This is a genomic window from Mycobacterium sp. ABE4_509 (genome assembly GCF_056160785.1).
Genome location: NZ_JBSWXU010000123.1, coordinates 1 through 15525 on the forward strand (window position 1 = coordinate 1; position 15525 = coordinate 15525).

At 70.4% G+C, this 15525-nt stretch carries 11 protein-coding genes and 1 pseudogene; 10 read left to right on the forward strand and 2 right to left on the reverse strand.

Annotation, left to right across the window (positions count from 1 at the left end):
• The 5 genes from ACXAID_RS21495 to ACXAID_RS21515 all read left to right on the forward strand — a co-directional run.
• On the forward strand, positions 1 to 1247 hold a 1247-nt coding region (locus tag ACXAID_RS21495; RefSeq protein ID WP_475024225.1), incomplete at its 5' end, for an MMPL family transporter.
• A 26-nt stretch (positions 1248 to 1273) separates the two neighbouring features.
• Positions 1274 to 2335: a type III polyketide synthase gene (locus tag ACXAID_RS21500; RefSeq protein ID WP_475024232.1), complete on the forward strand. Its 1062-nt coding sequence runs from the start codon at positions 1274 to 1276 to the stop codon at positions 2333 to 2335.
• 10 nt (positions 2336 to 2345) lie between these two features.
• On the forward strand, positions 2346 to 2867 hold the full coding sequence (locus ACXAID_RS21505) for an isoprenylcysteine carboxyl methyltransferase family protein (protein ID WP_421458914.1): 522 nt from the start codon (positions 2346 to 2348) through the stop codon (positions 2865 to 2867).
• Complete coding sequence (locus ACXAID_RS21510) at positions 2864 to 3913, forward strand: NAD(P)/FAD-dependent oxidoreductase (protein ID WP_421458916.1); 1050 nt, start codon at positions 2864 to 2866, stop codon at positions 3911 to 3913. The genes ACXAID_RS21505 and ACXAID_RS21510 overlap by 4 nt, the downstream gene beginning before the upstream one ends.
• A gap of 135 nt (positions 3914 to 4048) precedes the next feature.
• Positions 4049 to 6574, forward strand: a complete 2526-nt coding sequence (locus ACXAID_RS21515) for a glycogen/starch/alpha-glucan phosphorylase (protein ID WP_475024226.1) — start codon at positions 4049 to 4051, stop codon at positions 6572 to 6574.
• Positions 6575 to 6651: 77 nt separating this feature from the next.
• Here ACXAID_RS21515 and ACXAID_RS21520 read toward each other — a convergent pair whose 3' ends face one another.
• Together ACXAID_RS21520 and ACXAID_RS21525 are read right to left on the reverse strand one after the other, a co-directional pair.
• Entirely contained in the window at positions 6652 to 9894 is a 3243-nt protein-coding gene (locus ACXAID_RS21520; protein ID WP_475024233.1) for a hypothetical protein, read from the reverse strand.
• A gap of 629 nt (positions 9895 to 10523) precedes the next feature.
• On the reverse strand, positions 10524 to 10961 hold the full coding sequence (locus ACXAID_RS21525) for a MarR family winged helix-turn-helix transcriptional regulator (protein WP_475024227.1): 438 nt from the start codon (positions 10959 to 10961) through the stop codon (positions 10524 to 10526).
• A 68-nt stretch (positions 10962 to 11029) separates the two neighbouring features.
• Here ACXAID_RS21525 and ACXAID_RS21530 point away from each other — a divergent pair, with 68 nt between their 5' ends.
• The 5 genes and pseudogenes from ACXAID_RS21530 to ACXAID_RS21550 form a co-directional block, all read left to right on the forward strand.
• Positions 11030 to 12259 carry a multidrug effflux MFS transporter gene (locus ACXAID_RS21530; protein ID WP_475024228.1) on the forward strand — a complete coding sequence of 410 codons (1230 nt, stop codon included), beginning with the start codon at positions 11030 to 11032 and terminating at the stop codon, positions 12257 to 12259.
• Between the two features lie 102 nt (positions 12260 to 12361).
• A complete protein-coding gene (locus tag ACXAID_RS21535; protein WP_475024229.1) occupies positions 12362 to 13408 on the forward strand; it encodes an esterase family protein in 1047 nt (348 codons plus the stop codon).
• Between the two features lie 131 nt (positions 13409 to 13539).
• Positions 13540 to 14553: an acetamidase/formamidase family protein gene (locus ACXAID_RS21540; RefSeq protein ID WP_475024230.1), complete on the forward strand. Its 1014-nt coding sequence runs from the start codon at positions 13540 to 13542 to the stop codon at positions 14551 to 14553.
• A gap of 29 nt (positions 14554 to 14582) precedes the next feature.
• Positions 14583 to 15344 carry an SDR family NAD(P)-dependent oxidoreductase gene (locus tag ACXAID_RS21545; RefSeq protein WP_475024231.1) on the forward strand — a complete coding sequence of 254 codons (762 nt, stop codon included), beginning with the start codon at positions 14583 to 14585 and terminating at the stop codon, positions 15342 to 15344.
• Between the two features lie 58 nt (positions 15345 to 15402).
• Positions 15403 to 15525 (forward strand): annotated as a pseudogene (locus ACXAID_RS21550) (D-alanine--D-alanine ligase A); the annotation flags it as partial.

Consider the following 15525-nt stretch of genomic DNA (forward strand, 5'->3'; position numbering starts at 1 on the left):
GGCTGGACGCGCTGGACGTGGCCCGCCTGGGGCGCCGCCTGCTGCGCCGGCCCGAGCCCACACCGGTTCCGGTCGAGCAGCGCTTCTGGTACCGGGGTGCGCACGCCGTGATGCGCCGCGCCCTGCCGCTGGGCCTGGCCGTCGTCATCCTGCTGTTGGTGCTCGGTGCGCCGTTCCTGGGGGTGCGTTGGGGCTTCCCCGACGACCGGGTGCTGCCCGCCTCGAGTTCGGCCCATCAGGTCGGCGACGCCCTGCGCCAGGACTTCTCCGACAACACCGACGCCGCGGTGACGGTGGTGATCCCCGACAGCGCCGGGCTGACCGCGGCCGACGTGTCCGACTACGCGGCCGCGCTGTCCCAGGTAGCCGACGTCGCGGCGGTGTCCGCCCCGACCGGGACCTTCGTCGAGGGGGCCCGCACCGGCGGACCGTCCGCGCCGGCCGGCGAGCGCGACGGCAGCATGTTCCTGACCGTCGCGAGCACCGCGCCGCTGTTCTCCGAGGCCTCGGAGAACCAGCTCGACGGCCTGCACGCCGTGGACGGCCCCGGTGGGCGCACCGTGCAGATGACCGGCACCGCCCAGACCAACCGCGACAGCGTCGACGCGATCACCTCGACCCTGCCGCTGGTGCTCGGGCTGATCGCCGTCATCATGTTCGCGCTGTTGTTCCTGCTCACCGGCAGTGTGGTGGTGCCGCTGAAAGCCCTGGTGCTCAACATGCTGTCGCTCACCGCCGCGTTCGGCGCCCTGGTGTGGATCTTCCAGGACGGCCATCTCGGCGGGCTGGGCACCACCCCGACCGGCACCCTGGTGGCGAACATGCCGGTGCTGCTGTTCTGCATCGCCTTCGGCCTGTCGATGGACTACGAGGTGTTCCTGGTCGCCCGCATCCGCGAGTTCTGGCTGCAGCCGGGGGTGTCCAACGATGAGGCGGTGGCGCTGGGCATCGCCCACACCGGCCGCGTGATCACCGCCGCCGCGCTGGTCATGTCGATCTCGTTCGCCGCGCTGATCGCGGCGAGCACGTCGGTGATGCGGATGTTCGGTCTCGGCCTGACGCTGGCGGTGCTCGTCGACGCGACCCTGGTGCGCATGGTGCTGGTGCCCGCGTTCATGCGGCTGATGGGCGGGGCGAACTGGTGGGCGCCGAACTGGTTGAGACGAATCCACGACCGCCTGGGCATCGACGAGGAGCCGGCGGCACAATCGAATGACAACGAAGATGCGGAACGGATCACCACATGACCGCCAATACCCACGACACCAACCCCATCAGCGTCATCGCCGGCGTCCAGGGAGCGCTGCCACCACACCGCTACAGCCAGCACGAGATCACCGAGACCTTCCTGCAGGCGCCGGCGTTCACCGATCTCGGTGACGTGGTGCGGGCCCTGCACGAGCACGCGAAGGTCAACTCGCGCCACTTCGTGCTTCCCCTGGACCGCTACACCACGCTGACCGACTTCGGCGAAGCCAACGACCTCTACCTCGAGCACGCCCTCGACCTGGCCTGCGAGGCGCTGACCGCCGCGCTGGACGAGGCCGGACTGCGCCCCAGCGATCTCGACATGATCATGACCACCACCGTCACCGGCATCGCGGTGCCGTCGCTGGACGCCCGGATCGCCGGGCGGCTGGGGCTGCGACCCGACATCCGCCGGATCCCGTTGTTCGGGCTCGGCTGTGTGGCCGGCGCGGCGGGCATCGCCCGCATGCACGACTATCTGCGCGGGGCACCGGACCACGTCGCCGCGCTGGTGTCGGTGGAGCTGTGCTCGCTGACCTACCCGGCGGTCGAGCCGACCATGGCCAGCCTGGTCGGCAGCGCGCTGTTCGGTGACGGCGCGGCCGCCGTGGTCGCCGCCGGGGAGAACCGCGCCGGAGCGATCGACGCCGCTGGACCCGAGGTGCACGACTCCCGCAGCCGGATGTATCCGGACTCGCTGGACACGATGGGCTGGAAGATCGGGCACACCGGTTTCCAGCTGGTGCTGGCGCCCAATCTGCCCGAGCTGATCGACCGGTACCTCGCCGAGGACATGACCGGCTTCCTCGCCGATCACGGCATGAGCGTCGGTGACATCGCCGCCTGGGTGTCGCATCCCGGCGGCCCCAAGGTCATCGAGGCGATCAACGCCGCGCTCGGGCTCCCCGAGGACGCGCTCGAGTTGACGTGGCGCTCCCTGGCCGAGGTCGGCAACCTGTCGTCGTCGTCGGTGCTGCACGTGCTGCGCGACACCCGCGCGAAGAAGCCGCCGGCCGGCGAGCCCGGCCTGCTGATGGCGATGGGCCCGGGGTTCTGCTCCGAGCTCGTGCTGCTGCGCTGGACATAGGAGCCCGCCGATGCTCGCCTATACCCTGCTCATCGCCCTGGTCGCCGTCGAACGCGTCGCCGAGCTGGTCGTCTCCCAACGGAACCTGAAGTGGAGCAGGGCCCAGGGCGGCGTCGAGTACGGCGCCGGCCACTACCCGGTGATGGTGGTGCTGCACACCGCACTGCTGGCCGCCTGCCTGTTCGAAGCGGCCCACCGCGAGTTCCTGCCCGCCCTGGGGTGGCCGATGCTGGCTCTCGTGATTGCCGCTCAGGGACTGCGGTGGTGGTGCATCGCCACCCTGGGCCGGCAGTGGAACACCCGCGTCGTCGTCGTCCCCGACGCCGGCCGTGTCACCGGCGGCCCCTACCGGTTCATCCCGCACCCGAACTACGTCGCGGTGGTCGTGGAGGGGTTCGCGCTGCCGCTGGTGCACTCGGCGTGGATCACCGCGCTGGCGTTCACCGTCCTCAACGCCGCGCTGCTGTGGACCCGGATCTCGGTGGAGAACACCGCGCTGCAGACCCTGAGCGACCCCCGGCCTCCGAGGTGATCGATCTGGTGGTCGCCGGGGGCGGGCCCGCGGGCCTGGCCACCGCGATCCACGCCGCCCGGGCCGGGCTGCACACCGTCGTCGTCGAGAAGCGCACCGGCCTGATCGACAAGGCCTGCGGCGAGGGCCTGATGCCGCACGCGGTGGGTCAGTTGCGGCAGCTCGGCGCGGACCCGGCGGGCAAACCGTTCCTGGGGATCTCCTATTTCGACGCCGGACACCACGTCACCGCCCGGTTCGGCTCCGGAGCCGGTCTGGGGGTGCGGCGCACGACGCTGCACGCGGCGCTGCTGGCCGAGGCTCGGGCGGCCGGGGTCGAGATGGTGCACGACAAGGTCGGCCCGGTGAGCCAGGACGCCGACGGGGTGACGGTCAACGGGCTGCGCAGCCGTTATCTCGCCGCGGCCGACGGCCTGCACTCCCCGATCCGGACCGCGCTGGGTCTGGAGCGCCCGGCCGGCGGGACCCGCCGGTGGGGTATCAAGCGGCACGTCGAGGTGGCGCCGTGGAGCGAGTTCGTCGAGGTGTACTGGGCGGGCGGGCGGGCGGGACCGGGCGCTGCGGGGGCCGGGGCGGCCGCGGAAGCCTATGTGACTCCGGTGGCCGACGACTGTGTCGGGATCGCCGTCCTGACGTCGCGGCAGGGCCGCTTCGAGCAGCATCTCGAGGCGTTTCCGGAGTTGCGGGAACGCCTCGACGGGCACGCCCACCAGCCGGACCGGGCGGCCGGCCCGCTGCGCCAGCGGGTGCGCAGCCGGGTGGCGGGGCGGGTGCTGCTGGTCGGTGACGCGGCCGGCTACGTCGACGCGCTGACCGGTGAGGGGCTGGGTCTGGCGTTCGCGGCGTCGCGGCTGCTGGTCGACAGCGTGGTCGCCGACCGGCCGCAGGACTACGAACGGCACTGGCGCCGCGCGACCCGGCGCTACCGGATACTGACCGCGGGGATGCTGCACGCGAGCACATCACCGCTGCGCTCCTTCATCGTGCCCGCTGCCAGCACCTTCCCGCGCGTGTTCAGCGGGGCGGTCAACCTGCTAGGCAACTAGGAGCCTGCTGGGCAATCCGACGATCTCCACATCGTCGGCTAGCGCGGAGTTCACATTCCGGACTCTGTTGAGAAACACGTGCGCGACACAATGACGCGTCCCCGCCTTGCCACGGCCACACCTGTAGGAGCCGCAGTGACCGATGTCGTGAACTCCACGTCGGACGAATCCACCGATCACAACGGGGCGCCGGTCGGTCCCACCGGACAAACCCGCTCCGGCATGACTGCCGACGCGCTGCGCGCGGCGGTGTCCGATCACCTGGTCTATTCGATCGCCCGCCCGCCGGCGGTGCTGACCCCCGAGCACTACTACAAGGCGCTGTCGCTGGCGGTGCGTGACCGGATGCAGAAACGCTGGATGGCGACCACACAGGACTGGCTGGATCTGTCCTGCAAGGTCACCTGCTACCTGTCGGCGGAGTTCCTGATGGGCCCGCAGCTGGGCAACAACCTGCTCAACCTGGGCATCGAGGCGCAGGCACGCGAGGCGCTGGCCGACCTGGGCCAGGACCTCGACGTGATCCTGGACTGCGAGGGCGAGCCCGGGCTGGGCAACGGCGGCCTGGGCCGGCTGGCGGCCTGCTATCTGGACTCGATGGCCACCCTGGAGCGTCCGTCGATCGGATACGGCATCCGCTACGAATTCGGCATCTTCAAGCAGGATCTCGCCGACGGCTGGCAGGTCGAGAAGACCGACAACTGGCTGGTGCACGGCAATCCGTGGGAGATCGACAAGCCGGACGCCACCTACACGGTGAACTGGGGCGGTCACACCGAGGAGTACGAGGACGTCACCGGCAAGTTCCGGGTGCGCTGGGTGCCGCAGCGGGTCCTCAAGGGCGTCTCCTACGACACCCCGGTGCAGGGCTACGGCGTCAACACCTGCAACACCCTGACGTTGTGGAGCGCCCGGGCCGTGGAGTCGTTCGCCCTCGACGCGTTCAACACCGGCGACTTCTACAAGGCCGTCGACGACGAGGTCGTCTCCGAGACGGTGTCCAAGGTGCTCTACCCCAACGACGAGCCGGAGGCGGGTAAGCGGCTGCGGCTGCTGCAGCAGTACTTCTTCGTGACGTGCTCGCTGCAGGACATCCTGAACATCCACCTGCAGCGCGCACACCTGCCGCTGAGCGCGCTGCCGGACAAGTGGGCGATCCAGCTCAACGACACCCACCCCTCGATCGCGGTGGCCGAGTTGATGCGGCTGCTGATCGACGACTACCAGTTGTCCTGGGATGCCGCCTGGGACCTGACCGTGCGGACCTTCGGCTACACCAACCACACGCTGCTGCCCGAAGCGCTCGAGACGTGGCCGCTGCGGATCTTCGGTGACGCATTGCCGCGGCACCTCGAGTTGATCTACGAGATCAACGAGCGCTTCCTCGAGCAGGTGCGCGATTGCTTCCCCGGTGACGACGAGCGGCTGTCGCGGATGTCGCTGATCGGGGAGAACGACGGCAAGTGTGTGCGGATGGCACACCTGGCCACGGTGGGCAGCCACACCGTCAACGGTGTCGCGGCGCTGCACTCCGAGCTGTTGAAGGCCAGCGTGCTCAAGGACTTCTACGAGATGTGGCCCGAGCGGTTCGGCAACGTCACCAACGGGGTGACGCCGCGGCGGTTCCTGGCGTTGTCCAACCCGGGGCTGCGCGAGCTGCTCGACGACACCATCGGTTCCGGCTGGATCACCGACCTGAGCCGGCTCAGCGGGCTGGAGTCGTTCGTCGACGATCAGGCGTTCCGGGCGCGGTGGCGCGAGGTCAAGCGCGCCAACAAGGCGCGGCTGGCCGAATACGTGCACACCACCACCGGCATCGAGCTGGATCCGACGTGGATGTTCGACGTCCAGGTCAAGCGGATCCACGAGTACAAGCGCCAGCACCTGATGGTGCTGCACATCATCGCGCTGTACCACCGGCTCAAGAACAACCCGGGCCTGGTGATCCCGCCGCGGGTGTTCATCTTCGGCGGCAAGGCAGCGCCCGGTTATTTCATGGCCAAACGCATCATCAAGTTGATCACCGCTGTCGGCGACACCGTCAACCACGACCCGGAGGTCAACCGGTTCCTGAAGGTGGTGTTCCTGCCGAACTTCAACGTCAAGAACGCGCATCTGATCTATCCGGCGGCCAACCTCTCCGAGCAGATCTCGACGGCCGGCAAGGAGGCCTCGGGCACCGGGAACATGAAGTTCATGATCAACGGGGCGCTCACGATCGGCACGCTGGACGGGGCGAACGTGGAGATCCGTCAGGAGGCCGGCGCGGAGAACTTCTTCCTGTTCGGGCTCACCGAGGGTCAGGTCGAAAAGGTCAAGGCGGAGGGCTACCGGCCGATCGACCGCGTCGACTCCGACCCGGAGCTGGCGGCGGTGCTCGAGTTGATCGCGCGCGGGGAGTTCACCCACGGGGACACCGAGACGCTGCGCCCGATCGTGGACAATCTGATCCACCACGACCCGTTCCTGGTGCTGGCCGACTACCGGTCCTACGTCAACTGCCAGGACGAGGTCAGCAAGGCCTGGCTGGACGGGGACAGCTGGTCGCGGATGTCGATCCGCAACACCGCCCGCAGCGGCAAGTTCTCCTCGGACAGGGCGATCCGCGAGTACTGCGAGCAGATCTGGGGTGTCGGCCCGATGTCGGTCGACCTGTCCTAGCGCCTGGCAATTTCGGTGCGACCAGTCGCGGATACCGCGACTGGTCACACCGAAATCACCCGTAGAGCGGCGCGCTCTCAGGTGCCGTCGGCACCGTCGGCCCCCGCTGCGCCGTCGGCACCGTCGCCGGCAGCCCCTGCCCCGCCGGTGCCACCACCTCCTCCAGCACCGCCGGGCGCGGTCGAGTTCCTGCCCTGGTCTCCGCCGTCACCGCCGTCACCGCCGTCACCACCGTCGCCGCCAACCCCGTCGGTGCTGGCCCCACCACCACCACCGAAACCTCCGGGTCCGCCGGCCGCATCTTCGCCGATCCCACCGTTGCCGCCGGCGCCACCGTAACCGCCGTCGCCACCGTCGCCAGTCTCACTCGCCCCGCCGGAGCCACCCCCGCCACCGGAACCACCCGGCGCCTCCCCGAGGCCCACGTTCAGGCCGTCTGCGAACGCACCGTTGCCGCCGGACCCGCCGGAGCCGCCCGATCCACCATCGCCGGCAACGCTCGAACCACCGGCACCACCCACGCCACCGTTGCCACCGATCGATTCCAAGTTCGCGTCTCGCGCGTTACCACCGGAGCCGCCGCTCCCGCCCGATCCGCCGTCGCCGGTGCCACCAGCCCCGCCAGAGCCGCCGGCCCCGCCATCGCCACCGTTGGACGCGATGAAGCCGTCACTGGTCGCCGATCCGCCAGCACCACCAGTACCACCGGCGCCACCGGCGGCAGCACCGTCACCACCGGCACCACCAGCACCTCCGGCGCCGCCGCTGTCGTCACCTTGGCCGCTGCGGCCGCCGGCACCCCCTGCACCGCCGGCACCGCCAGCACCGCCGTCGTCACCGGAACTGCCTCCGCCGATTCCACCAGCGCCACCGGCACCGCCCTGAGCATCTACGGAACTACCCTGGCCGCCGTCACCGCCGTCACCGCCGGCCCCACCGGCGCCACCTACCCCGTCGACACTGTTACCCCCGCCCCCGCCCGCACCACCGGCGCCGGCATTGGCGGAGTCCGGGCCCCTATTGGCCGTGTTGGTGACGTTGCCGTCGCCGCCGACACCCCCGGCACCCCCGGCACCCCCGGCACCCGACCCGCTGTCACCGCCGACACCACCGTCTCCACCGGCGCCACCGTCACCTGCGCCATTGACGTTCGCATCGGTACCGCCGCCGACACCGCCAACACCACCGGCACCGCCGGCACCGCCGTCGCCGGATTCACTCGCGCCGCCGGCACCACCAGCGCCTCCAGCGCCACCAACGACGTCACCGAGGGCCAATGCGCCGTCGCCGTTGCCTCCGCCGACACCACCGGCGCCACCGGTACCGCCGGCGCCACCAGCTCCCGAGACGCTGGCCCCGCCGGTACCACCCGTACCGCCGACCCCTCCGAGCGCCCCTTCCCTCACGCCGCCGTCGGCGCCGTTGGCTCCGCCATTTCCGCCGGCACCACCGGCACCGCCAGCACCGCCAGCACCTGAGACGCTGGCCCCGCCGGCACCACCGGCACCGCCGGCACCGCCGTCGGCGAAGTCGGGTTCTTCGAAGTTGTCAGTGGCGGTGGCGCCACCATTTCCACCGACGCCACCGGCGCCGCCGACACCACCGTTGCCGGCCGCGCTGGCCCCGCCAGCACCACCGCCGCCACCGACACCGCCGTTGCCCTGTCCGCCTACGAGCGGGGTCTCCGCACCGTCACCGCCGGCTCCGCCCTCACCGCCGGCACCCCCGTCACCTTGTCGGTCTCCGGCACCACCGACTCCCCCGGCTCCGCCCGTTCCGCCGGCTCCGCCGTTGCCGTCGAGGACGCCGGACACACCGTCGGCACCAGCACCACCGACACCACCAACACCACCCGCACCGCCGACGGCACCAGCACCGCCAAGACCGCCCACACCACCGTCGCCGCCACGCCCGTCCAGGACACCGGACACACCGTCGGCACCAGCACCACCGGCACCACCGGCACCACCGTTCCCGAGGTTGCCCTGCGTACCGGCCGCTCCGGTTGTCTCGCCGCCGCCGCCTGCACCACCGGCACCGCCAGTTCCCCCGGCTCCACCCGTTCCGCCCGCGCCGCCGTTGCCATCCAGGACTCCGGACACACCGTCGGCACCAGCACTACCGACACCACCAACACCACCCGTACCGCCGTCGCCACCGGAGCCACCGACGCCGCGCCGCCCGCTCGCGGTGCCACCGGCCCCCCCGACGCCGCCTGACGTACCGACCGCACCGTCGACGCCGGAGCCGCCGATCCCACCGGCGCCGCCGGCACCACCAGCGCCGCCAGACCCGCCGACGCCGACCGTCCCGAACGCATCACCACCGGCACCACCAGCACCACCTGGAGCAGCAACAATCTGGCCACCCGCATCGTCTCCGGCGGCACCACCGGCACCACCAGCACCACCGGCCCCGCCCGTACCGGCCCGTGCGACGACGTCTCCGCCCGCGCCCCCGACACCGGCTGCGCCGCCGACGCTGTCACCTCCGGCGTCAGCACCCCCGGCTCCGCCGTCACCACCAGATCCGCCGGACCCACCGCCGCCCAGGATTACGGTAGCGCTGGCCCCACCGGCTCCACCGTTACCACCGACTCCGCCCACGCTGTCGGCTTGGGCACCCAAGGTGTCACCACCGTCACCACCGGCACCACCGGCGCCACCAGCACCACCGATACTGAACACTCCGAAAGCGTTGCCAGCGCCACCACCGGCGCCGCCGGCACCGCCGCCACCACCGATGCTGTTCGCGCCGGAAGCCTCACCTGCAGCGCCACCGGCACCACCAGCACCACCGGCACCGCCGATCCCGATGAACGAGCCGCCGCGACCAGCGTTGCCACCGGCACCACCAGCGCCACCAAGGCTGTCCACCTGGGCGGTGCCAGAACCGTCACCGCCGGCGCCGCCGTCACCCCCGGCTCCGCCGACGCCGATCAGCAAGCCCCCACCACCGCCGGCCCCGCCTGCCCCACCGGCTCCTCCGTCGGCCCCGCCACCACCCGAGCCATCGAGGCCCTCGCCGCCGTCGCCACCTCGTCCGCCGGTGCCGAACAAGACAGCGTCACCACCAGCACCACCGGCAGCACCTGCCCCGCCGGTGCCGCCGGCTCCGCCGTTCCCGAAGATCGCCCCACCCGTACCGCCGGCCCCGCCTGCTTGGCCGGATATGGTGCCGGCCCCGCCCGCTCCGCCGTTACCGAACAGTCCCGCGTCACCACCGCTACCGCCGTTGGCTCCGTCACCGCCATTGCCGAACAACAAACCACCGTTGCCACCGTTGCACGCACTGCCCACACAGTCCGGCGCGGCATCCACACCGTTACCGATCAACCACCCGCCCGGCCCGAACACCGGCCGTCTCGGCGGCAGCGCCGCGGCCAACGCGGTCGGCGTCGGCACCACGGTGTCGCCAGCCCGCGCGGCAGCACGCCCAAGCCGGCCACCGCCGCCGTTCAGCCACCACCACTGGTCATCCGACACCGGACCGAGCGGAATGAGAACCGACTCGTTCGACACCAACCGCACGTCGTACGAGCCGATTTCGCGTGCGCGGGCTTCGAATCCGCCGACGGCACCCGGCGACCCGACCCCAGCTCCGGCCACCACGCCAGCGCCGAAAACCACTGCGGCCCCCGCACCCGCACCCCGGCGGGCCCACACCGACCGGCACTCCGAAATGATTCCGCGCTTCACCCACACAACCGCCACCCCCGACACAAGGAGAGATGTCGAGAAACAGCGCTGTATCCCTAGGAGAATTGACGTCTCCGATACTCGGCTAATTAGCTGACAACCGTCAATTCGAATTGGCAGGTGTCCACAAAAATTAACCCAACCGACCACTTAGCCACCGAAAGTGGGAACGAGACCGCTCTCGCCGCGGCCGCCGGCGCTTGCAATTTCGGTGTGACCAGTCGCGGATACCGCGACTGGTCACACCGAAATCACCCGTAGATGCCGCGCTCCAGGGCGCGCAGCAACGCCACCGCTGAGGCGATGTCGTGCTGCTCACCGGAGGCGTCCAGGGCGTCGCCGAGCATCCGCGCCCAGATGCCGCGCAGCCTGGTGAGGTTCTGTGCGGATTTGGCGGTGCCGCGCAGCAACGTCTGACGGTTGTCGGCGGGATCGACAGCCCGCTCGACCATGCCTTTGGTCTCCAGGTCGCGCAGGGCCCGGCTCATGTTGCTGCGCTGCAGGCCGGTGGCGGCGGCCACGGCACTGGGGCTGACGTCGGGGTGGTGGTCGACGTAGCGCATCACCGTCACCTCGGTCAACGACAGTTCCACCAGTGACGGGTCGCCGGCGACCTGGGCTTTCACCGCGCGCCCCAGCGCCAGCACGAGGTCGGCCAGGTCGGCGAGCTGTTCTTCGCGGGGTTGCACGATTCCAGCTTACCTGATAATTATTGAATGATAACTATCATCTGATAATTCTACGTTCGAGGTGTTCCATGACCACAGCCGTCGCTCTCCCGCCGCACCGGGCGGCCACTCCCCGCATCACCCTCGGGCTGCTGGCCACCCTCGCGCTGTTGTCGGCGGTCGCTCCGTTCTCCACCGACCTGTACCTGCCCGCATTCCCCGAGATGGTCACCGATCTGCGGACCTCCCCAGCCACGGTGCAGCTGACACTGACCGCCTGCCTGCTCGGGCTGGCCGTCGGACCACTGGTCTTCGGCCCCTGGTCGGACCGGATCGGGCGGGTGCGCCCCCTGGTGACGGGCTCGGCGATCTGCGTGCTGGCCAGCCTGGCCGCGGCGCTGGCCCCGACCGTCGAGGTGCTGATCGCGGCACGCTTCGTGCAGGGGCTGACCGGCGCGGCCGGCATGGTGATCGGCCGGGCCGTCATCTCCGACCTGGCCACCGGCCGAACAGCCGCACGGGCGTTCAGCCTGATGATGCTGGTGGGCGGTATCGCCCCGATCGCAGCCCCGCTGGCCGGCGGCTTCATCGTCGGGCCGTTGGGGTGGCGCGGCGCGCTGGCAGTCATCCTGGTGCTGTCGATACTGATGCTCGTCGCGGTGCTCGCAGTGGTCCGCGAAACCCACACCGAAGCGCGCCGGGCCGAGGTGCGCGAACACCGCGTCACCGCCGGGTCGCCGCTGCGGGACCTGACCAGCCGCGCGTTCACCGGGCACCTGATCGCGTTCGGCTTCTCGTTCGCGGCGATGATGGCCTACATCTCGGCGTCGCCGTTCGTCTACCAGACGATGATGGGGATGACCACGGTGGAGAACGGCGCCATGTTCGGCACCAACGCGGTGGGACTGCTCGCGATGAGCGCGCTCAGCGCGCGGCTCGTCACCCGCTTCGACCCCCGCGCGGTCGCCGGGTGCGGGCTGGCGGTCATCCTGGCCTCCGGCGCCGGAGTGCTGGTGATCGCATCGCTTCCGGTCGCTGCGGGCTGGCTGGCGGTGCCGCTGTTCACCGGAGTCGCGGGCATGGGGTTGATCTACGGCAACACCACCGCGCTGGCGCTGGCCGCCGTACCCCGCGCGGCCGGGACGGCGTCGGCCGTGCTCGGGTTCACCCAGTTCGTGCTGGCCGCAGCGGTTTCCCCGCTGGTCGGTCTCGGCGGTGAGCACACCGCGGTGCCGCTGGGCATCGTGATGGTGAGCTCGGCGCTGGTGGCGTGCGCCGGGTTCGCCTACGCCCGCCCGCGGATCGGGCGCGCCCAGTGACCGTGAGGGGCGCCGGGCGCGCCAGATCCGCCGGGTAACAAGGTGGTCACTGCCCCGCGCGTCCACGGGTCGGCGCCCGTCGGGCTGTTAACTTCGCCAAGCGTGACGTCCTTCGGGCTGCAGCTTCGCCGTGCCGGCGCGCGTGTCGCCGCCGTGGCACTGCTCGCCGCGACAGCGCTGACGGCAGGCGTGGTCCCGCAGGCACAGGCGTTCTCGCCCGAAGGGCTCCCCGTCGAGATGCTCACCGTGCCCTCGCCGTCGATGGGCCGCGACATCCGGGTGCAATTCCAGAACGGCGGACCACATTCGGTGCTGCTGCTCGACGGGCTGCGCGCCCAGGAGGACTTCAACGGCTGGGACATCAACACTGCGGCCTTCCAGTGGTTTCACGAGTCTGGGATATCGGTGATCATGCCGATCGGCGGACAGTCCAGCTTCTACGCCGACTGGTACCGGCCGGCCAAGGGCAATGGCGTCACCCAGACCTACAAGTGGGAGACGTTCCTGACCCGCGAGCTCCCCACCTGGCTGGCGGAAAACCGTGGACAAGACCCGTTCGGCAATGCCGTTGTGGGCCTGTCGATGTCGGGTAGCGCAGCGCTGACCTTGGCCGCCTGGTACCCACGTCAGTACAAGTTCGCCGCCTCCCTGTCGGGCTATCTGGCACCGTCACAGGGCTTGTGGCCCACCCTGATCGACATCGCGATGCAGGACTCGGGCGGCTTCGACGCGGTCGACATGTGGGGTACCCCCGGCTCGCAGGCGTGGCTGCGCAGCGACCCCACCCTCAACATCAACCGCCTGGTCGCCAACCGCACCGCCCTGTGGGTCTACTGCGGCAACGGGGTCACTTCCGACCTCGACGACGGCGCCAACCTCGGGGCGCAATTCGGTGCGCAGTACCTGGAGAACATCACCCGCAGCAGCAACCAGGAGTTCCGCGACAAGTACCTGGCCGCCGGTGGACGCAATGCGGTGTTCAACTTCCCGCCCAACGGCACCCACACCTGGGCCTACTGGGGTGCGCAGCTGCAGGCGATGAAGCCCGATATCGTGCGGCTACTGACCACGCCACCGCCCCCGCCGCCACCACCGGCCCCGCTCCCGGCGGTGCCCACGCCGGCGGCGCCGGTCGCTCCGGCCGGGTAGCACTCCTTCGACAACCTCGAGGCGTTGTCGAGCTGACGCGCCGTGATCCGTCCGCCGAGGTCACGCCCGGGAAACGACCGTCACAGCACATTCACCGGGCATCCTGGGCGCCAGCGGACCAGGATGGCGTCATGGACCACGTCAGCTTCATCCCGACGGCCGGGCAGTTGAACTACACGTTCGGGGGTGCGACGCCGGTGCTGACCGTCAAACCGCCCGCGGTGCTCACGCTGTGGACCGAGGACGCCTACGGCGGGCGGATCACCAGCGCCTCCGACGTCGCCACCACCGCGTTGGACACCGAGGACCTCAACCCGCAGACCGGGCCGTTCTACATCGACGGCGCCGAGCCCGGTGACACCCTGGCGATCCACCTGGTCGACCTGACCCCGGCGCGCAGCTGGGGTGCGTCGACGTTGATCCCGTTCTTCGGCGGTCTGACCAGTGTGCCCGCCAGCCCGACGCTGCAGGACCCGTTGACCGAGCGGACCTGGATCTACGAATACGACTCCGCGGCAAGGACTGTGACGTTCTGCGCGCAGCGCAGCGACTTCTCGGTCGACCTGCCCGCGAACCCGATGCTGGGCACCGTCGGCGTCGCCCCGGCCCGGCGGGAGGTGCGCAGCTCACTGGTGCCCGACGTGTTCGGCGGCAACATGGACACCCCGGAGATGGCCGCCGGCGCGACCTGCTATCTGCGGGTCAACGTGCCCGGGGCGCTGTTCTCCCTGGGTGACGGGCACTACCGCCAAGGTGAGGGTGAGTCGTGCGGAACCGCGGTGGAGGGGGCGATGCACGTCACCGCGATCGTCGAGCTGATCAAGGGTGGCGGTCCGGCCTGGCCGCGGCTGGAGACCGACACCCACCTGATGGCAGTGGGGTCGGGGCGCCCGCTCGAGGAGGCGTGGCGCGCCGGACAGGTGGAGATGATCACCTGGCTGGGCGAGTTGTACGGGCTGGACCGTCTCGATGCCTATCAGCTGCTCACCCAGATCTCGCTGGCCCCGCTGGCCAACGTGGTCGACACCAACTACAGCTCGGTGACCAAGCTCGACAAACGGCTGCTGCCCACCGCGGCGGCCTACGCCGGTGTGCACGCCGAGCTGCGTTCGGCGGCAAAGGCTCTGGGTTCCATCAACTACTAGCGAACCATCACCTACTAGGAAGGACTGTCATGGATCTCGGCTTGTCAGGCAAGCGATTCGCGGTGAGCGGCGGCACCCGCGGCATCGGGCGTGCAGTGGTGGAAGGTCTGCTCGCCGAAGGCGCCGCGGTGGCGTACTGCGCGCGCACCGCCGAGGCGGTGGCCGAGGCGCAGGCCCAGTTGTCCGCGGACGGGGCCACCGCGGTCGGCACCGCGGTCGACGTTGGCGACCCGGCCGCGCTGGCCGCCTGGGTGAACGACTCGGCCGAGACGCTGGGCGGACTCGACGGAGTGGTCGCCAACGTCAGCGCCCTGGCCATCCCGGATTCGGCGGAGAACTGGCAGACCACGTTCCAGGTGGACCTGATGGGCACCGTCGGGTTGTGCGATGCGGCGCTGCCGCACCTGCTGGCCTCGGACAGCGGGTCGATCGTGACGATCTCGAGTGTGTCGGGGCGCGAGGTCGACTTCGCCTCCGGGCCGTACGGCACGTTCAAGGCCGCGATCATCCATTACACCCAGGGCCTGGCCTTCAAGTTGGCCGGCCAGGGTGTGCGGGCCAACTCGGTCAGCCCCGGCAACACCTACTTCCCCGGCGGGGTGTGGGCCGACATCGAGCAGAACAACCCGGAGTTGTTCGCCACCGCACTGGGCATGAACCCGACCGGCCGGATGGCCACGCCCACCGAGATCGCCAACGCCGTGGTGTTCCTGTCCAGTTCGGCGGCCAGTTTCATCACCGGCACCAACCTGGTGGTCGACGGTGCGCTGACCCGCGGCGTGCAGTTGTGATTTCGGCGTGGGGGGGGGGGGGGGGGGGGGAGGAAAAAAAGAAAGCGGAGGGTCATAGATAGGCGTCAGCCGGGTGGAGAGTTGGGAGCTGATGCCCGCGGCAATCGAGATGGCACGCCGGCACGACACGACGGTGATCGTAGAGGCCGCGGTGGCCGGACGGGAGCTGGAATGTGGCGTG

Coding starts and splice junctions, on each gene's coding strand:
- ACXAID_RS21505 (WP_421458914.1), top strand. CDS start 2,346: ATGCTCGCCTATACCCTGCTCATCGCCCTGGTCGCCGTCGAACGCGTC.
- ACXAID_RS21530 (WP_475024228.1), top strand. CDS start 11,030: ATGACCACAGCCGTCGCTCTCCCGCCGCACCGGGCGGCCACTCCCCGC.
- ACXAID_RS21540 (WP_475024230.1), top strand. CDS start 13,540: ATGGACCACGTCAGCTTCATCCCGACGGCCGGGCAGTTGAACTACACG.
- ACXAID_RS21545 (WP_475024231.1), top strand. CDS start 14,583: ATGGATCTCGGCTTGTCAGGCAAGCGATTCGCGGTGAGCGGCGGCACC.